Source organism: Microbacterium sp. BH-3-3-3 (genome assembly GCF_007679045.1).
In the GTDB taxonomy this organism is placed as follows: Bacteria; Actinomycetota; Actinomycetes; order Actinomycetales; family Microbacteriaceae; genus Microbacterium; species Microbacterium algihabitans.
This window is the reverse complement of the sequence record NZ_VEFS01000001.1, coordinates 549206-567738: the sequence shown is the minus strand read 5'-3', so window position 1 is coordinate 567738 and position 18533 is coordinate 549206. Positions and strand designations below refer to the sequence as shown.

The 18533-nt window shown below is 70.0% G+C and carries 15 protein-coding genes and 1 pseudogene; 9 read left to right on the top strand and 7 right to left on the bottom strand.

All coding sequences use genetic code 11. The features are described 5' to 3' along the window. Nucleotides 1-65 precede the first annotated feature (65 nt). From FS769_RS02665 to FS769_RS02640, 6 genes and pseudogenes are all read left to right on the top strand, one after another. Nucleotides 66-1586 (top strand): ABC transporter ATP-binding protein, encoded by a 1521-nt coding sequence (locus tag FS769_RS02665; protein ID WP_144829020.1) that lies wholly within the window; start codon nucleotides 66-68, stop codon nucleotides 1584-1586. Next, a complete protein-coding gene (locus FS769_RS02660) occupies nucleotides 1583-2947 on the top strand; it encodes an ABC transporter permease (RefSeq protein WP_222123888.1) in 1365 nt (454 codons plus the stop codon). Before FS769_RS02665 ends, FS769_RS02660 begins: the two co-directional genes overlap by 4 nt. Beyond that, nucleotides 2944-4239 carry an ABC transporter permease gene (locus FS769_RS02655; RefSeq protein WP_144829018.1) on the top strand — a complete coding sequence of 432 codons (1296 nt, stop codon included), beginning with the start codon at nucleotides 2944-2946 and terminating at the stop codon, nucleotides 4237-4239. The genes FS769_RS02660 and FS769_RS02655 overlap by 4 nt, the downstream gene beginning before the upstream one ends. A 43-nt stretch (nucleotides 4240-4282) precedes the next feature. After that, nucleotides 4283-4687: pseudogene (locus tag FS769_RS02650) on the top strand (cytidine deaminase); the annotation flags it as partial. After that, nucleotides 4684-5973 carry a thymidine phosphorylase gene (locus FS769_RS02645; RefSeq protein WP_144829016.1) on the top strand — a complete coding sequence of 430 codons (1290 nt, stop codon included), beginning with the start codon at nucleotides 4684-4686 and terminating at the stop codon, nucleotides 5971-5973. The pseudogene FS769_RS02650 and the gene FS769_RS02645, both read left to right, overlap by 4 nt. A 23-nt stretch (nucleotides 5974-5996) precedes the next feature. Further along, nucleotides 5997-7103, top strand: a complete 1107-nt coding sequence (locus FS769_RS02640) for an adenosine deaminase (RefSeq protein ID WP_144829013.1) — start codon at nucleotides 5997-5999, stop codon at nucleotides 7101-7103. A gap of 152 nt (nucleotides 7104-7255) precedes the next feature. On the opposite strand, the gene FS769_RS02635 is transcribed toward FS769_RS02640, so the two are convergent. After that, a complete protein-coding gene (locus FS769_RS02635) occupies nucleotides 7256-7933 on the bottom strand; it encodes a response regulator (protein ID WP_186325399.1) in 678 nt (225 codons plus the stop codon). Next, complete coding sequence (locus FS769_RS02630; RefSeq protein WP_144829007.1) at nucleotides 7933-9507, bottom strand: ATP-binding protein; 1575 nt, start codon at nucleotides 9505-9507, stop codon at nucleotides 7933-7935. The genes FS769_RS02635 and FS769_RS02630 overlap by 1 nt, the downstream gene beginning before the upstream one ends. A gap of 169 nt (nucleotides 9508-9676) precedes the next feature. Here FS769_RS02630 and FS769_RS02625 point away from each other — a divergent pair, with 169 nt between their 5' ends. Genes FS769_RS02625 through FS769_RS02615 form a run of 3 tightly spaced genes read left to right on the top strand, consistent with a single transcriptional unit; the run spans nucleotide 9677 to nucleotide 12915 of the window. Further along, complete coding sequence (locus FS769_RS02625; RefSeq protein WP_144829004.1) at nucleotides 9677-10693, top strand: tripartite tricarboxylate transporter substrate binding protein; 1017 nt, start codon at nucleotides 9677-9679, stop codon at nucleotides 10691-10693. Then, a complete protein-coding gene (locus tag FS769_RS02620; RefSeq protein ID WP_144829001.1) occupies nucleotides 10690-11241 on the top strand; it encodes a tripartite tricarboxylate transporter TctB family protein in 552 nt (183 codons plus the stop codon). The genes FS769_RS02625 and FS769_RS02620 overlap by 4 nt, the downstream gene beginning before the upstream one ends. 12 nt (nucleotides 11242-11253) lie before the next feature. Next, on the top strand, nucleotides 11254-12915 hold the full coding sequence (locus FS769_RS02615) for a tripartite tricarboxylate transporter permease (RefSeq protein ID WP_144828998.1): 1662 nt from the start codon (nucleotides 11254-11256) through the stop codon (nucleotides 12913-12915). Nucleotides 12916-13075: 160 nt separating this feature from the next. Here the strand turns inward: FS769_RS02615 and FS769_RS02610 are convergent, their stop codons facing one another. From FS769_RS02610 to FS769_RS02590, 5 genes are all read right to left on the bottom strand, one after another. Beyond that, nucleotides 13076-13924, bottom strand: coding sequence for a type IV toxin-antitoxin system AbiEi family antitoxin domain-containing protein (locus tag FS769_RS02610; protein ID WP_144828995.1), 849 nt, complete (start codon nucleotides 13922-13924; stop codon nucleotides 13076-13078). Between the two features lie 380 nt (nucleotides 13925-14304). Beyond that, nucleotides 14305-15087, bottom strand: coding sequence for an alpha/beta hydrolase (locus FS769_RS02605; RefSeq protein ID WP_144828993.1), 783 nt, complete (start codon nucleotides 15085-15087; stop codon nucleotides 14305-14307). Nucleotides 15088-15108: 21 nt separating this feature from the next. After that, nucleotides 15109-16260: a mannitol-1-phosphate 5-dehydrogenase gene (locus FS769_RS02600; protein ID WP_144828990.1), complete on the bottom strand. Its 1152-nt coding sequence runs from the start codon at nucleotides 16258-16260 to the stop codon at nucleotides 15109-15111. Beyond that, on the bottom strand, nucleotides 16257-16694 hold the full coding sequence (locus tag FS769_RS02595) for a PTS sugar transporter subunit IIA (protein WP_144828987.1): 438 nt from the start codon (nucleotides 16692-16694) through the stop codon (nucleotides 16257-16259). The genes FS769_RS02600 and FS769_RS02595 overlap by 4 nt, the downstream gene beginning before the upstream one ends. 104 nt (nucleotides 16695-16798) lie before the next feature. Further along, nucleotides 16799-18463, bottom strand: coding sequence for a PTS mannitol transporter subunit IICB (locus FS769_RS02590; protein WP_144828984.1), 1665 nt, complete (start codon nucleotides 18461-18463; stop codon nucleotides 16799-16801). Between the last annotated feature and the right edge of the window lie 70 nt (nucleotides 18464-18533).

Here is an 18533-nt window from a genome sequence, read left to right as displayed (position 1 = left end):
ACGAGGCGGGTCCCGGCCGCCGGACGCTTCCCGCGTCCGGCGCCACAGAACTTAGGATCGGGAACATGAAGCTCGAACTCCGCGGGATCACGAAAACCTTCGGGTCCCTGGTGGCGAATGATCACATCGACCTCACCGTCGAGGCCGGAGAGATCCACTGCCTGCTCGGCGAGAACGGTGCCGGCAAATCCACCCTCATGAACGTCCTGTACGGCCTCTACCAGGCCGACGGGGGAGAGATCCTGCTCGACGACGCCGTCCAGCACTTCTCCGGCCCCGGCGATGCGATGCGCTCGGGCATCGGCATGGTGCACCAGCACTTCATGCTCATCCCCGTCTTCACCGTCGCCGAGAACGTGATGCTCGGTCACGAGCCCACCAAGGTCGGTGGGCGTCTCGACCTCGCAGCCGCGCGGGCGAAGGTCAAGGAGATTTCCGACCGGTTCGGGTTCGCCGTCGACCCCGACGCCCTCGTCGACGACCTGCCCGTCGGGGTGCAGCAGCGCGTCGAGATCATCAAGGCGCTCTCGCGCGACGCGAAGGTGCTCGTCTTCGACGAGCCCACCGCCGTGCTCACGCCCCAGGAGACCGACGAGTTGATGGCGATCATGCGTCAGCTCAAGGAATCGGGCACCTCGATCGTCTTCATCACCCACAAGCTGCGCGAGGTGCGCGAGGTCGCCGACCGCATCACGGTCATCCGTCTCGGCAAGGTCGTCGGCGAGGCCGAGCCCACGGCGTCGAACGCCGAGCTGGCCTCGCTCATGGTCGGTCGTGCCGTGGAGCTCACCGTGCAGAAAGAGGCGCCGACCCTCGGCGACGTCGCCCTGCAGGTGTCGAACCTCACCGTGGTCGACCCGATCGGCCAGCTCGTCGTCAACGACGTCAGCTTCGAGGTGCGCCGCGGCGAGGTGCTCGCGATCGCGGGTGTCCAGGGCAACGGCCAGACCGAGCTCACCGAGGCGCTGCTGGGACTCCAGGAGCGCGTCGAGGGTTCGATCGTGCTCGACGGTGCCGAGTTGAACGGGCGCAGCGTGCGCGCCGTGCTCGAGGCCGGCGTCGGGTTCGTCCCCGAGGACCGCAAGGAAGACGGCCTGGTGGGGGAGTTCTCGATCGCCGAGAACCTCATGCTCGACCGCGCCGACGGGGCGCCGTTCGTCAAGGGCGGCGCGATCCAGCGGTCGAACCTCGCCGACTTCGCCCGCGAGAAGGTTTCGGAGTTCGACGTGCGCACCCCCTCGATCGAGACCCCGGTCGGGCGTCTGTCGGGCGGCAACCAGCAGAAGGTCGTGCTGGCGCGCGAGCTCAGCCGCGAACTGCGGTTGTTCGTGGCCGCGCAGCCCACGCGCGGCGTCGACGTCGGATCGATCGAATTCATCCACAAGCGCGTCATCGAGACGCGCGACGCCGGTGTTCCCGTCATCGTCGTTTCCACCGAACTCGACGAGGTCACCGCCCTCGCCGACCGCATCATGGTCATGTACCGCGGTCGCGTCGTGGGCATCGTCCCCGGCGACACCTCGCGCGACGTGCTCGGCCTCATGATGGCCGGCGAAGCGCCCCAGAACGAAGGAGTCGCCGCGTGAGCGATTCGTACAGCCCGCACGATCCGACCGCCTCGCGGGCCGATCGCGCGGCCGAGGTCGCCCAGGCCGCCCAGGCCGACGTCGCCCTCGAAGGCTCGACGGCCGTGGATCCCGCAGCGGGCGCCCGCAAGGTCGCCCCCGAACCCGCCACCGACGAGAACCGCTGGCGTCGGGCCTTCCGCGAGATCGCCACCGGCAACGCCATCATCTCGGTGCTGGCCGTGATCCTCGCGCTGATCGTCGGCGCGATCATGATCGCCGCCACCGACGAGAACGTGCAGGCGACGTCGGCCTACTTCTTCGCTCGTCCCGGCGACATGCTCTCGGCGATCTGGACGTCGGTGTCGGGCGCGTACTCGTCGTTCTTCCAGGGCGCGATCTACAACTTCCGTCGCCCCGAGTTCGCCACCGGCATCCGTCCGCTGACCGAGACCCTCACCTTCGCCACCCCGCTGATCGCGGCCGGCCTCGGTGTCGCCCTCGCGTTCCGCGTCGGCATGTTCAACATCGGTGGCCGTGGCCAGATGCTCGTGGCGGCAGCCGCCGGCGGCTGGGTCGCCTTCGCGTTCGACCTGCCGTGGGGCATCCACATGCTCGTCGCCCTCGTGGTCGGCGTCGCGGCCGGTGCCATCTGGTCGGGGATCGCGGGTGTGCTCAAGGCCCGCACCGGTGCGCACGAGGTGATCGTCACGATCATGCTCAACTACGTCGCGTTCTACATCGTGTACTACCTGCTGCGCACGCCCGGGCTCCTGCAGGCTCCGGGGTCGAACAACCCCACCACCCCGGCGATGAAGGACACGGCGGTCTTCCCCGACCTGCTCGGCTCGGGCTACAACCTGCACTTCGGCTTCATCCTGTCGCTCGTGGCCGTCGCCGTCGTGTGGTGGATCCTCGAGCGCTCCTCGCTCGGCTTCCGCTTCCGCGCGGTGGGTCTGAACCCCAACGCCGCGCGGGTGGCCGGCATCAACGTCAAGTCGATGTACGTCTACGCGATGCTCATCTCGGGCGCTCTCGTGGGCCTCGCCGGCGTCGACCAGGTGCTCGGCACCGTCACCACCGGCTTCTCCAGCGGCATCGACGCGGGCATCGGCTTCGACGCCATCACGGTGGCCCTGCTCGGTCGCTCCACCCCGGTCGGCGTGCTCGTCGCCGGCATCCTGTTCGGTGCGTTCAAGGCCGGCGGGTTCGCCATGCAGGCCGCCAACGGCGTTCCGGTCGACATCGTCCTCGTCGTGCAGTCGCTCATCGTGCTCTTCATCGCGGCCCCGCCGCTGGTGCGCGCGATCTTCCGTCTGCCGGCCCCCGGAGCGCGCCCGTTGAAGGCACGCGCCGCCAAGAAGAAGGAGGCGGCCCGGTGAGCACCACCGCCGCACAGCCCGAGGCCGCCACGCCCGACGCACTCGACACCGCCGTCGTCGTCGGCTGGAAGGCCCCCATCGTCTACGGCGTGATCACGCTGCTGGCGCTCGTGCTCTTCGTCATCGCCCGTCAGGACGGCGACGCGGTGTTCCGCATCTCGAGCCCCGGCGAGTTCCTGCAGCTGCCCGAGGTCGTGCTCGGCGGTGTCGTCACCGGCATCGTGTGCACGATCCTGCTCGCGGCCGTCACCGTGGTGAGCGTGCTCATGGTGCGCGCCCACCGGCGCCCGCCGATCTGGCTCGCCGTCATCTTCGCGCTGGTGTTCATGACCGGCTTCCTCACCTGGGCCGCCGCAGGCGCCACCACCTCGGTCATCCCTCTGACGGGTCTGCTCGCCGGTGGCCTGAGCCTCTCGGTCCCGCTGATCTTCGGCGCCATGGCCGGTGTGCTCAGCGAGCGGGTCGGCGTGGTCAACATCGCGATCGAGGGTCAGCTGCTCGCCGGCGCCTTCACGTCGGCGGTCGTCGCCACGGCGACGGGCAACCCCTTCATCGGTCTGCTGGCCGCGGGCGTCTCGGGCGTGCTGGTGTCGTTCGTGCTGGCGGCCTTCGCCATCAAGTACTTCGTCGACCAGGTGATCGTCGGTGTCGTGCTCAACGTGCTCGTGGTCGGACTGACGAGCTTCCTGTTCTCGCAGGTGCTCGCCCCCAACGCCGAGACGCTGAACTCGCCCCCGCGCTTCCCGCGTCTGCCGATCCCGCTGCTGGCCGACATCCCGATCCTCGGGCCGATGCTGTTCAACCAGACGATCATCGTCTACCTGATGTACGTCACGGTCGCCCTGGTCTACGTCGGTCTGTTCCACACCCGCTGGGGCCTGCGCCTCCGCGCGGTCGGCGAGCACCCGCAGGCCGCTGACACGGTCGGCATCAACATCGCCAAGACCCGCTTCTGGAACGTCGCCCTCGGTGGCGCCATCGCCGGCCTGGGTGGAGCGTTCTTCACGCTCGGCTCCGTCGGCGCCTTCAACAAGGAGATGACGGCCGGCGCCGGTTACATCGCCCTCGCGGCGGTCATCTTCGGCCAGTGGGACCCGATCCGCGCGACGCTGGCGGCCCTGCTGTTCGGTTTCGCCTCGAACCTGCAGAACACCCTCGGCGTCATCGGTTCGCCGGTGCCGAGCGAGTTCATGCTCATGCTGCCGTACGTGGTGACGATCTTCGCCGTCGCCGGTCTGGTCGGAAAGGTCCGCGGCCCCGCGGCCGCCGGCAAACCGTACGTCAAGGGCTGACCGGCCCGACCACCCTTCCCTTCACGAGAGGACCCACCACTCCACGATGACCGACATCGACTGGGACGAACTCCGTTCCGCCGCCACGGATGCCATGCACCGCGCGTACGCGCCCTATTCCCGCTTCAAGGTGGGCGCCGCGGCGCTCGTGGCCGACGGCCGGATCGTCTCCGGATGCAACGTCGAGAACGCCTCGTACGGCGTGACGTTGTGCGCCGAATGCGGACTCGTGTCCGACCTGCACATGAGCGGGGGCGGCCAGCTGGTCGCCTTCGTGTGCGTCGACGGTGAGGGTCGCACGCTCATGCCGTGCGGCCGCTGCCGCCAGCTGCTGTTCGAGCACGCGATCCCGGGCATGCTGCTCGAGACCGTCAGCGGCATCCGGACCATCGACGAGGTGCTGCCCGACGCCTTCGGTCCGCGCGACCTCGAGGAGGCGGCCCGATGACCGCCGAGCAGTTCGACGCGGTCGACATCATCCGTGCGCAGCGCGACGGCAAGGCGATCTCCGAGGGCGAGATCCGTTGGCTCGTCGACGCGTACACGCGCGGCTACGTCATGGACGCGCAGATGGCGGCATTCACGATGGCGGTCCTGCTGAACGGTCTCGGCCGCGACCAGATCCGCGTGCTGACCGACGCGATGATCGCCTCGGGCGAGCGCATGGACTTCTCGTCGCTCGGCAAGACCACGGTCGACAAGCACTCCACCGGAGGCGTGGGCGACAAGATCACGCTGCCGTTGGCTCCGATGGTCGCCGCGTTCGGTGTCGCCGTGCCGCAGCTCTCGGGTCGCGGCCTCGGCCACACCGGGGGCACGCTCGACAAGCTCGAGTCGATCCCCGGCTGGCGCGCGGCGCTGTCGAATGACGAGATCATGGCGCAGCTGCGCGACGTGGGCGCTGTCATCTGCGCCGCCGGCACCGGTCTCGCCCCCGCCGACAAGAAGCTGTACGCCCTGCGCGACGTCACCGGAACCGTCGAGGCGATCCCGCTGATCGCCTCGAGCATCATGTCGAAGAAGATCGCCGAGGGCACCGACTCGCTCGTGCTCGACGTGAAGTTCGGCTCGGGCGCCTTCATGCAGGACATCGACCGCGCGCGTGAGCTCGCCGAGACCATGGTCGCCCTCGGCACCGACTCGGGCGTGAACACGACGGCGCTGCTCACCGACATGAACGTGCCGCTGGGGCTTGCGATCGGCAACGCCAACGAGGTGCGCGAATCGGTCGAGGTGCTCGCCGGCGGCGGACCCGCCGACGTGGTCGAGCTGACCGTCGCCCTCGCGCGCGAGATGCTGACCCTCGCCGGCAAGCCCGACGCCGACGTCGAAGCGGCCCTGTCGGACGGCCGCGCGATGGACGTGTGGAAGCGCATGATCCGCGCGCAGGACGGCGATCCGGATGCCGCTCTGCCCACGCCCCGCGAGACGCACACGGTGGTCGCCGACCGCTCCGGTGTCGTCACGCGCGTCGACGCCCTGCCCTTCGGCATCGGTGCGTGGCGCCTGGGCGCCGGCCGCGCCCGCGCCGAGGACGCCGTGGTGCACGCCGCAGGCATCGACCTGCACGTGACGGTCGGTCAGTCCATCAGCGCCGGTCAGCCGCTGTTCACCCTCTCGGCCGACGATGAGACGCGCTTCTCGCGCGCGCTCGACGCGGTCGAGGGAGCGTGGGAGATCGGCGACACCGCTCCCTCCGGGCGGTCGCTCGTGCGCGAACGCATCACCGCGTGATGGCATCCGGAAAGAGGAGCACCATGGCCACCGAAGACGTCCGCATCGGCGGCCGGAAGATCAGCGAGCTGCCGAAGGTCTCGCTGCACGATCACCTCGACGGCGGCCTCCGCCCCGAGACGGTGCTCGAGCTCGCCGACGAGGTGGGTCTCGACCTGCCCGCCGACGATGCGAAGGGCCTCACCGCCTGGTTCAGCGACCACCTCGACGGAGGCTCCCTCGAGGACTACCTCGAGAAGTTCGACGCGACCGTCGGTGTGATGCAGACCCGCGAGGGTCTCGTGCGCGTGGCGAAGGAGTTCGTCGAAGACCTCGCCGCCGACGGCGTCGTGTACGGCGAGGTGCGGTGGGCTCCCGAGCAGCACCTCACCCGCGGACTGAGTCTCGACGATGTGGTGGATGCCGTGCAGGAGGGCATCGAAGAGGGTGAGGACGCCGCCGACGCACGCGGACACGACATCCGCGTCGGTCAGCTGCTGACCGCCCTGCGCCACAACGACAACGCGCGCGACATCGCCGAGCTCGCCGTCTCGTGGCGCGGTCGCGGTGTCGTCGGCTTCGACCTCGCCGGCCCCGAGGACGGGTTCCTGCCGTCGCGCCACCGCGAGGCGTTCGACTACCTCGCGCAGGAGTTCTTCCCCACGACCGTGCACGCGGGCGAGGGGGCGGGACTGGCGTCCATCCGCTCCGCCCTGATCGACGGTCGCGCCCTGCGCCTCGGCCACGGCGTGCGCATCGCCAACGACCTCGACGTCGTCTCGCGTGAGGGCGAAGAGGTGCAGGTCACTTTCGGCGACCTGGCGCGGTGGGTGCGCGACCGCGAGATCACGCTCGAGCTGTCGCCGACGTCGAACCTGCAGTCGGGTGCCGTCACGGCCTGGGGCGACACGATGGACGCCCACCCGTTCGACCTGCTGTACCAGCTCGACTTCTCGGTGACCGTGAACGTCGACAACCGCCTGATGAGCGCGACCACGCTCACGCGCGAGCTCGGTCTGCTCGCTCAGGCTTTCGAGTACGACCTCGACGACCTCGAGGCGTTCCAGCTCAACGCCGCCGCCGGGGCCTTCCTGCCGGTGGAGGAGCGCGAGGAGCTCATCGAGATCATCAGCGAGGGCTTCCAGCGCTGAGCCGGGCTGTTGGGGGGCGCGCACCTGCGGGTGCGCGCCCCCTCGCGCATTCCCTTGGTTGAGTCTCCAGGAAACGCCGCTGCCACGTCCGGCGCGCGGTGTGTGTGGACACTCAACGGGGGTGTGGACGGGGCGCCGAGTGAGCGGGACGCTCAGGGCGCGGCACCGACCACCGTGTAGCGCGTGCTCGGCCGACCGGCCGTCGAGTAGTCGAGGCTGCGGGTGCACTCGCCGTCCTCGGCGATGTGCTCGAGGTAGCGGCGGCAGCTGACCCGCGAGAGCCCGAGGCGATCGGCGACCTCCGAGGCGCTCGCGGAACCGAGCTCGACCAGCGCCGAGCGCACCAGATCCAGGGTGGGCCGCGACAGGCCCTTCGGCAGCGGGCGGCGGGTGACCGGTCGGAGCACGGCATCGACGCCCTGCTGGTCGAGAGAGCCCGCGACCGCGGCCGACGATCGGCGTTCGGCGAGCACGTCGTCGATGCGCGCGTGCAGCTCACCCGCGGTGAAGGGCTTCACCAGGTAGTGCTGCACGCCCATGAGCCGGGCGGTGCGCACGGTGTCGACGTCACGAGCGGCGGTGACGGCGATCACCTCGGGCTGGGGCAGGTCCGCGTCGGCGCGTACGGCGCGGAGCGCATCGAGTCCCGAGAAGCCGGGGAGGTGAACGTCGAGCAACACGAGGTCGGGGCGGAGACGGTCGATCGCCGTCACGGCATCCGGACCGCTTCCTGCCGTCCCGACCAGCTCGCACGCCGGATGCGCCGAGACGAACCGGCCGTGCAGAGACGCGACCGCGGGGATGTCGTCGACCACCAGCACCCGCAGCATCATGAGACCCTCTCCGCCACGGGCAGCGACACCTCGAACCGGGCGCCGCCCAGCGGGGACGGCACGACGCGGGCGTCGCCGCCGCGCCGGCGCGCCACGCGGCGCACGAGGGCGAGCCCGATGCCGCGGGCACGGTCGCGGGTGTCCTTGGTGCTCACGCCCTCGTCGAAGACGTGCTCGCGCAGAGCGGCCGGCACCCCCGCTCCGCTGTCGTCGACACGCACGTGCACCCCGGGCCCGGTGGCATCGACCTCGACCCGCAGACGATCGCCGGGGCGGCAGGCCTCCAGCGCGTTGTCGACCAGGTTGCCGACGACCGTGACCAGGTCGCCGACCACCTCGGGAGCCGGGGTGCCGAGAGCCGTGACCTCGAGGGCGACGTCGAGCTCGCGCGAGCGGGCGAGCTTGACCGACAGCAGCGCCGTCAACTCGCTGCCCAGGGCCGCGGCATCCGGACCAGGATCGAGGGGACCGCCGGGCCGCACCCGCGCGATGAAGTCGCGGGCGTCGTCGTAGGCGCCGAGCTCCAGCAGGCCCGAGACCACGTGCAGCGAGTTGGCGAACTCGTGCGCCTGCGCCCGCAGTCCCTCGGTCAGCGATTGCTGGCCGTCCATCTGGCGCAGCGCCTCGTGGAGTTCGCTGTGATCACGCAGCAGCAGGGTCGCCCCCACCGAGCGACCGCGGTCGTCGCGCAGGCCGGTCGAGCGGGCGATGACGGGGCGTTCTCCGGCCAAGACCAGTCGCCCCTCGGGCTCACCGTCTTCCATGACCTGCAGCAGCGGGCCGTCGAGCGTCTCGTCCGCGCGCCGACCCACGAGCGGACCGCGGCCGATGAGCCTCTCGGCGGCGTCGTTGGCGCTCGTGACGATGCCGCGGTGGTCCACCCGCACCACGCCCTCGCTGAGGCGGTGCAGCATCGTCTCGCGCTCACCGACCATCTCGGCGATCTCGTCGGGCTCCAGACCGAAGATGCGGCGTCTGATGAGCGACGCGACCCAGGCGGCGCCGAACACCCCCGCCACCGCCGCGCCGCCGAAGGCCAGCAGCAGGCCCGGCAGGCGCGATTGCAGGTCGGCGGCCAGCTCGGACTCCAGCACCCCGACCGAGACCGAGCCGATGACCTGCGCGCCCTCCTCGTCGCCGTCGGCGAAGACCGGCACCTTGACGCGATACGACTCGCCGAGCGTGCCGGTCTCGGTGCCCGACCAGACCTGCCCCGACAGGGGGATCGACGGATCGGTCGACACGCTCTCGCCGATGCGGTCGGGATTCGGGTGCGAGAAGCGGATGCCGGAGGGGTCGGTCACCACGACATAGGTCAGCGACGACGCCTCGCGGATCACCTCGGCGACGGGCTGGATCGCGACGGAGGGGTCGGGGTCGTCGAACGCCTCGACGATAACGGGCAGGCGCGCGATCGACAGGGCGACGCCCACCATGCGCTCGCGGTAGGAGTCGCGGATCGCGCTCTCCTGGATCCACACGGTGACGACGCCGGCTCCAAGGGTCACGACGCACACGATCAACGCCTGCAGCAGCAACAGCTGCAGTCTCAGCGACAGTGCTCGGACCACGGTTCATTCTCTCTCGTCACCCGCACCCGGCCGACGGTCGAGCGCGACCAATAGTTGCCGAACTCGGTCTTAGTTGCGCAAGCGCGACGGCATCCGCCTGCTCTGCCTACCGTGAGCGATCAGCGGGGAGGCGACGGAGCCTCCTCGAACTCGAAGAGGAGTACCGCGCATGCGTCGCACCACCTTTGCCCTCGTCCCGCTGGCCGCGCTGTCGCTCGTGGCCCTCACCGCGTGCAACCCGCAGGGTGCGGGAGCCGGGGGAGCAGCGGCGTCGCAGGATGCCGCATCCATCGACGCCGTGAACATCGTCGTCCCGGCCGACCCGGGCGGTGGCTGGGACCAGACCGGTCGCGCCGTCTCGGACGTGCTCACCGCAGGCGACCTCGTCGGCACCGCGGCCGTCAGCAACGTCGGCGGCGCCGGCGGCACCGTCGGCCTGGCCTCGCTCGCCAACGAGCGCGACCCCTACACGCTCATGGTCACGGGCCTGGTGATGGTGGGAGCCGTCGAGACCAACGCGGCCGAGAACCGCATCGAGGACACCACCCCGATCGCCCGCCTCACCGAGGAGCCCCTCGTGGTCGTGGTGCCCGCGGCGAGCGAGTACAAGACGCTGAAAGACCTCGTCGACGCCGTCGTCGCCGACGGGCAGGCCGTGACCATCACCGGCGGTTCGGCCGGCGGTGCCGACCACATCCTCGCGGGCCTCCTGCTCGAAGAGGCCGGGCTCACAGGCGCCGACATCACCACGAAGCTCAACTACGTGCCCAACGCCGGTGGCGGCGAGGCCGTGTCGCTGCTGCTCGGCAACAACGCCGCGGCCGGCATCTCGGGCGTGGGCGAGTTCGCCGAGTACGTCGACTCGGGCGACCTGCGCGCGCTCGCCGTGTCGAGCGAGGAGCCCGCGACGCTGCTGCCCGACGTGCCGACGATGACCAGCGAGGGCTTCGACGTCGTCTACACGAACTGGCGCGGACTGCTCGCACCCGGCGGGATCAGCGAAGCGGATGCCGAGGGCCTGACCAAGCTCGTGACCGACATGCACTCCTCCGACGCGTGGAAGAGCGTGCTCGAGGAGCGCGGCTGGACCGACGCCTTCCTCACGGGCGAGGAGTTCACCACGTTCGTCGACGAGAACATCGTCGACGTGTCGGGCACCCTGAAGAACATCGGGCTGGTGTCGTGACGACGACCGACGCACCGGGGCCGGCGACCGCCCGCCCCCGGTGGGACGCCGACCGGATCGGCAACGCGATCTTCGCGGGCGTCGTCTTCGGCCTCGGCGTCTTCGCCCTCGCCGGGGCCTTCGCCATCCGGGTGCCCGCAGGGGCCGCGATCGGCCCCCAGGTGTTCCCCTTCGCCGTCGCGGTCATCCTGCTCGGCTCGGGTGCGGCGCTCGTCGTCGCGGCGCTGCGGGGCCGGGTCGCCCCGCGCGAAGAGGGCGAGGACATCGACCCCGACGCCACGACCGACTGGTGGACGATCCTCAAGCTCGTCGCCCTGATGGTCGCCGTGCTGCTGCTTCTCGAACTGCTCGGCTGGTGGATGGTCGCCGCCCTGCTGTTCGGCGGCGTCGCCTGGACCCTCGGTGCCAAGCGCCCCTGGGTCGCCTTCCTCGTCGGTCTCGTCATCGGCATCGGCACCCAGCTCCTCTTCGGTGAGGGCCTGGGCCTCTTCCTTCCTCGCGGGGCCGCCTTCGACTGGTGGTACGGCCCCGGACCCCTGTTCGGCTAGGAGACCGTCGACATGGATGCTGTCAACTCCCTCATGGAGGGATTCGCCACCGCGCTGCAGCCGGAGTACCTGCTGTTCGCGCTGCTCGGCGTCGTCATCGGAACCGCGGTCGGAGTGCTCCCGGGCATCGGACCCGCCATGACCGTGGCGCTGCTGCTGCCGCTGACCTACTCGCTGTCGCCGACGGCGGCCATCATCACCTTCGCCGGGATCTACTACGGCGGGATGTACGGGGGCTCGACCACCAGCATCCTGCTGAACACCCCCGGCGAGTCGGCCTCGGTCATCACCGCGATCGAGGGCAACAAGATGGCCAAGCTCGGTCGTGGAGCGGCGGCCCTGGCCACCGCGGCGATCGGCTCATTCATCGCCGGCACGATCGCCACGGCGTTGCTGACCCTGTTCGCGCCCCTGCTGGCGCGCTTCGCGGTCAACCTCTCCCCGGCCGACTTCGTCGCCCTCATCGTGGTCGCGTTCATCACCGTGGGGGCCCTGCTGGGCTCCTCGCCCGCGCGCGGCCTCGCCTCGCTCGGCATCGGACTGCTCGTGGGCCTGATCGGCACCGAGGCGACGACCGGTCAGGCGCGGTACACGATGGGCGTGCTGGCCCTCTCCGACGGCGTCAGCGTCGTGCTCGTGGCCGTCGGCCTCTTCGCCGTCGGCGAGACCCTGTACGTCGCCGCGCGCCTTCGGCACGGTACGGTCCCGGTCATCCCCGTCACGCGCGGCTGGCGCAGCTGGATGACGCGAGAGGACTGGAAGCGCTCGTGGAAGCCGTGGCTGCGCGGCACCTTCATCGGCTTCCCGATCGGCACCATCCCCGCCGGCGGGGCGGACGTGGCGACCTTCCTGTCGTACGCGAGCGAGAAGAAGCTGTCGAAGAACAAGGAGCAGTTCGGTCGCGGCGCGATCGAGGGCGTCGCCGGTCCCGAGGCGGCCAACAACGCCGCCGCGGCGGGCGTGCTCGTGCCGCTCCTGACCCTGGGTCTTCCGACGACGGCGACCGCGGCCATCATCATCACGGCGTTCCAGTCCTACGGCATCCAGCCCGGACCCCAGCTCTTCCAGAACCAGGGCGACCTCGTGTGGGCGCTGATCGCGAGCCTGTACATCGGCAACGTGCTGCTGATCGTGCTGAACCTGCCGCTGGCGGGCCTGTGGGTGAAGGTGCTGCAGATCCCGCGTCCGTACCTGTATGCGGGCATCCTCACCTTCGCGGTGCTGGGCGCCTACGCGGTGAGCTTCTCGACGCTCGACATCGTGATCCTGCTCATCGTGGGAGCGCTCGGGTACTTCATGAGGCGCTTCGGCTTCCCGATCGCCCCGCTCATCGTGGGTCTGATCCTCGGGCCCATGGGCGAGCAGCAGCTGCGCAAGGCGCTGCAGCTGAGCCAGGGCAACGTCGCCGACCTCGTGCTGCACCCGTTCGCCGCGAGCGCGTACGTGCTGCTGGCCGTTTTCCTCGTGGTGGGCCTGTGGCTGAAGCGTCGGCAGAGCCGGTACGAGCGGGCGCTGGAGGCCTCGCTCGCCGCGACCGAGGGGCACCCGCAGGCCGCGGTCGACCACCTGTGGGAGCCGGGCGAGCGCCCGACCGACGTGCGGACGGAGTCGATCCGCGCCGAACTCGCGGCCGAGAAGGCGCGGACTGCGCGGGGCGAGCCTCCGCGGGAGTGACACCCTGTCGAGTGTCGTGGACGTTCGGCGGGGTTCGAGCACCGCGATGTGCACAACTCCGGAGATCGAGTGACGATCGACCCCTCGGGGCGGTGTGAGGGCGGGTCCCGGCGCATATCTCCGGAGTTGGGTACCGAGGGAGCGGCGCGGGCCGACCGCGTCACAGGCCGGGCAGTAACGGCCCACGGCGAACGAGTCGCTCGAGCGAGTGCCGAACCTCGTCGTGATGGAACAGCACATCTTCCGCGAGGAGTCTGATCGGAACGAAGCCGCGCTCGACGGCGGCAAGGTCACGACGTCGGTCGCGTTTGACGGTCTGCCAGTCGCCATGGAACTGCTGGCTGTCGCACTCGACGATGAGCCAGCCGTCGACCAGAAAGTCCACGCGGCCGACGCCCTTGATCCGCACCTGGAGTTCGACGTGGCATCCGATACTCCGCAAGACGAGCCGGACCAGCGACTCGATGCCGGACTCGCTGCGTCTGTCCAGCAGACCGCGGAGGACGCTGAACCGGTGAGGAAGCCTCACGAAGATGTCCGCGATGTCGCGTTCGTCGACATGGCCCAGGTGCCACGCGCTGTCGAGCGTGGCGACGGCGTCACGTGGCGTCTGGCATCGGACTGCCTGCACAAGCGCTTCCACGAGGTCGGTGACCGCGCTCTCTCGGGGCGCCGTGGAGCGCCGCCAGTGATAACGGACTCCCTTCGGAGCGGCTGGACGTCGGCTGGCGTGCGACTCCTGTTGGACGTGCAGCCCAGAGCGGCGACGGACGAAGACGCCGACTGCCTCCAATAGGCTGACGCAGTCGAGACGTCCGCCGAGGCTCGCGGACTCGACGAGATCCGGCCGGGAGCCGGCGGGCACGTACGAGCCCCGACGAACGCGCTGGAGTGCTCCGCTTCGTACCGCGGAATCGATCGCCCGGCGCGACATCCCCGCGTCGCGCAGCATCGACGAATTCCATACGAGCCGGGGGAGGTCGGTCGGCCACTCGAGAGGGTTCGTCATCGCTCCACCGTGGGGTCCAAAGCGCCCCCTGCACCTGCGTCAAAGCCGGATCTGTGAACAACACGCGGCGCCGGGCACCTGGGGAGGGACTGTGTGGAGGGGGCTGAACTCCGGAGAATCGGCTGCGTGCGGCGCGGGAGGCGGGTTTCCGGTGGCCCGGGTCTTTCGATCTCCGGAGTTACGCACGCAACGGAAGGAGCCCTCCGGCAGCCGTTCACGCCACCGACGTCTCGTCGTCGCGCCGCGTCATCGGCCGGTCGTGCGCGGGGCGAGCACAACTCCGGAGATCCTGACTCGAAGACCCTGATCCGGTCGCGATTTCCGCGGAAACGCGAGGAATCTCCGGAGTTCGGCCCAGGACCGCGCGCAGCCGCTCGCCCTCACGGCCGCGGCAGAAACCCCGCCAGCTCGTCGGCGATGACGCGGTCGACCTCGGCCGGATCGGCCGTGGGGGTGCCGTCGCCGGGCTGCGGGCCGTACGCGCCGAACGACGCGTGCGAGGCACCGGGGATCTCCACGAACGTCGCATTCGCGGGGAGTTCGCCCTTGGCATCCGCGATCTTCTGGGGAGTCGAGAGCCCGTCCTCCGAACCCGACAGGCTCAGGACGGGCAGACCGGATGCCGAGAGGTCGTTCGCGCAGTACGAGGCGAACAGCACCAGGGCATCGGCGTCGGATGCCAACTGGCAGGCCCGGACGCCGCCGAGGGAGTGACCGCCGACCGCCCAGCTCGACACTCCGGGCGCGAGCTCCGTGAACGTCGACAACGGCCGCGGGTCGAAGAAGGCGAGGTTCAGCCACGGACGGGTGATGACGACGGTGATGCCGTCGTCGACGACCGTGTCGACGAAGGTCGCGATATAGCCCTCGGCCTCGACCTTCGCGCCCGGGATGAACACGAGCCCCTGCCCGGTCGCGCCCGAGGTGGGGGAGAGCACGATGCCCGTGCCGTCGGAGCTGATCGTGAGGCCGGGATTCGCCTCGGCGGCCGCGAGAGGCTCGGCTTCGGCACCCATGACACCCACCTGCGTGTAGATCAGGATGCCGCCGATCAGCAGGACGACGATCGCGGCCAGACCCCCGAGGATCCAGCGCAGAAGACGACGACGCCGGCGGGGCGCTCGGGGCGCTCCGCCGGCGTCGGACGGGGTCGTGTCGGTCACCTGTCGAGGGTAACGCGGGGCTCAGGCGGGCAGCGCCGCCCTGCGGGCCGCGACGATCTCGACGATGCGCGCGTACAGCGGGTGCGCAGCGTCCAGCCCGGTGACCTCGGCGGTGAACGCCTCGGCGTCGAGCTCGCGCAGCATGCGCTGCAGGTCGACGGCCTGGGTGTCCTCGGTGTCCGAGAACTCGAGGGCGGCGGCCATGGCGGCGACGAGGGCGTCGACGGGCAGGCCCCGATCCACGGCCTCGGCGGCGGGCCCGACGAAACGCTCGTGACGCGAGAGCTTGCGCAGCGGCTGACGTCCCACGCGCCACACGGTGTCGGGGAGGGCGGCGTTGCGGAAGCGGCGCAGGATCGTCGAGCGGTACTCGCTCTGCACGCCGGCATCCAGCTCGTGCTTCTCGACCAGCAGCGCGCTGGTCTCCTCGAGTGCGGCCCCGACCTTCGCCGCGATCTCGGGGTTCGCGAGGGCGTCGGAGATGCGCTCGATGCCCGCCTGCGCGCCGAAGTACGCGGTGGTGGCGTGCCCGGTGTTCACGGTGAAGAGCTTGCGCTCGATGTACGGCTCGAGGTCGTCGACGAAGTGCGCCCCCGGGATGTGCGGCGGGGTGTCGCCGAACGGCGCGGCCTCGATCGCCCACTCGTAGAAGGGCTCGACGGTGACGTCGACGCCGCCCTGGGCCTGCGCCGGAACGATGCGGTCGACCGCGGTGTTGGCGAACACGGCACGGGCCGCCAGGGCGTCCCACGACTCGCCGGCCAGCTCCACCACGTGCTCGCGCAGCTGATCGGTCGCGCCGATCGCGTTCTCGCACGCCATGATCTGCAGCGGCGGGAGCGCGGGGTCGCGCAATGCGAGGCCCGCGACGATGTGCGGGGCGACGAACTTCAGGATCGTCGGGCCGACGGCGGTGGTCACCACGTCGGCGGTGGCGATCTCGTCGACGAGGGCCTCCGCGTCGACCGAGCTGTCGATCGCGCGGAAGTTCGTCACCTGCTTGTCGACGCCTCCGTCGCCCACCTCGTGGACCGTGTACGACGACGCCGAGTTGATCGCCTCGACGAGGGCCGCCGAGACGTCGGAGAAGACGAGGTCGTATCCGCCCTCGTGCAGCAACAGACCGACGAAGCCCCGGCCGATGTTGCCGGCGCCGAAGTGGACGGCCTTCATGCGTTGACGGAGCCCGAGAGGGCCTGGAAGAGCTCCTCGGGGGAGGAGGCGGTCTTCAGGCGTGCGACGTCGTCCTCCTCGGAGAACAGGATCGCGATCTGCGACAGGATCTCGAGGTGCTCGTCGCCCTTGCCGGCGATACCGATGACGAAGGTGACGGGCTCCCCGCCCCAGTCGACGCCGCCGTCGTAGCGCACGACGGAGAGGCCCGACTCGAGGATGGCCTGCTTGGTCTCGTTGGTGCCGTGCGGGATCGCGAGCTCGTTGCCCATGTACGTCGACACGGTCTCTTCGCGCTGCTGCATGGCGGCGAAGTAGTCGGCGGTGACGGCGCCGGTGGCCTGGAGCAGGTCGGCGGCCTCCTTCATCGCCTCCTCGCGGGTGGCACTGCCGGGGTGGATGCGGACGGATTCGCTGCGGAGGACGTTCGACATGGTTCTCGCCTTTCTCGTCGTGCTGTCCAGCCTCGCAAACCGCGGGCCGGACGGGAAGACGCCAGGGGTCGGGCTGACGCACCGACCCCTGGCGTGCTAGGGGATTACTTGGTCTCGTGCTGGGCGCGCACCATCTCCACGACCTCGTCGTACTTCGGCGAGTTCATGAAGTTGTCGACCGACACGTGCAGCGAGTCGGGCGACTGCGCCTTGGCGCGGTCGGTGAGCTGGTTCTGCGTGATGACCAGGTCGGCCGAGCCGTCGAGGTTCGCGATCGCCTGGTTGGTGACCGTGACGCCGTCGATGCCGGCCTTCTTGATCTTGTTGCGCAGGACGCTGGCGCCCATGGCCGAGGAGCCCATGCCGGCGTCGCAGGCGAACACGATGTTGTTCAGCTGCTTGGTCGCCACGGCTCCGGCGGCGCCGCCGAGGGCGGCGTCGACATCGCGGTCGGCCGCCTCGGTCGTGCCCGAACCGGTGGTGCCGGCGGCGCGGGTGCGGAGGGCGCCGAGGGCCGACGACTCCTTGCCCTTGTTCGCGGCGGTCTGGTCGATGGCGGCGGCGAAGCTGTCGCCCTCGGCCTCCTCGTCGCGCTTGCGCGAGGCGCGGAGGATGATGCCGGCCACCAGGAATGTTACGACGGCGGCGACGACCACCGAGAGGTAGACCACCAGGAGGTTGGCGGGACCGGCACCGATCGCGGCGACGGTGACGGCGATGATGCTGCCGGGCGCGGCCGGGAAGGCCAGGCCGCCCTGGAAGATCATGTTCGTCGCGACACCCGAGGCGCCACCGGCGATCAGCGCGAGGATCGTCATGGGCTTCGCGAGGGCGTACGGGAAGTAGATCTCGTGGATGCCGCCGAGGAACTGGATGATGATCGCGCCGGGAGCCGACGCCTTGGCCGCGCCGACACCGAAGAAGGTGAAGGCGAGCAGCAGACCCAGGCCGGGGCCGGGGTTCGCCTCGATGAGGAACAGGATCGACTTGCCCGACTCCGCCGCCTGCTCGATGCCGAGCGGGGTGAAGACGCCGTGGTTGATGGCGTTGTTGAGGAACAGCACCTTGGCCGGCTCGACGATGATCGACAGCACCGGGAGCAGGTTGAACTGCACGAGGAACGCGACGATGCTGCCGAGGACCGCGCTGATGCCGAGGAAGACCGGACCGCATGCGAAGAAGCCGATGATCGCGAGGATCATGCCCAGGATGCCGGCGGAGAAGTTGTTCACGAGCATCTCGAAGCCGGGGCGGATCTTGCCGTCCCACAGCTTGTCCATCTGCTTGGTGACCCAGGCCGCGAGCGGGCCCATGATCATCGCGCCGAGGAACATCGGGATGTTGGTACCGACGATGACACCCATCACGGCGATGGTCGCCACGACGCCACCGCGGGCGCCGTAGACGATGCGTCCACCGGTGTTGGCGATCAGCAGCGGCAGCAGGTAGGTGATCATGACGCTGACCAGGCCGACGTAGCCCTGGTAGGTGCTGCCGTCTTCGTTGGCCGTGAGCGCGGTCATGGCGCCGGGCCAGTTGATGGTCGCGGCGTTGCCGCCTCCGCCGAGGATCTCGGCGACCGGGGCCCAGTGCCAGCCGAACGGGCTGTCGGCACCGAAGAATCCGGCGGGGATGAAGAGCATGGTGATGAAGCCCCATGCGATGAACGCCGCGATGTTCGGCATGATCATGCCGGAGAGGAACGTACCGAATCGCTGGACTGCGATCCGTGCCCCTCCCGGCTTCTTGGCGGGTGACGTCGTCGTCATTGCTGTGTCTCCTTGACTGGCTGTACGGCCGGGGCCGTGTGGGGGGTACGGCTTTCGCCGCGGTGTCGAC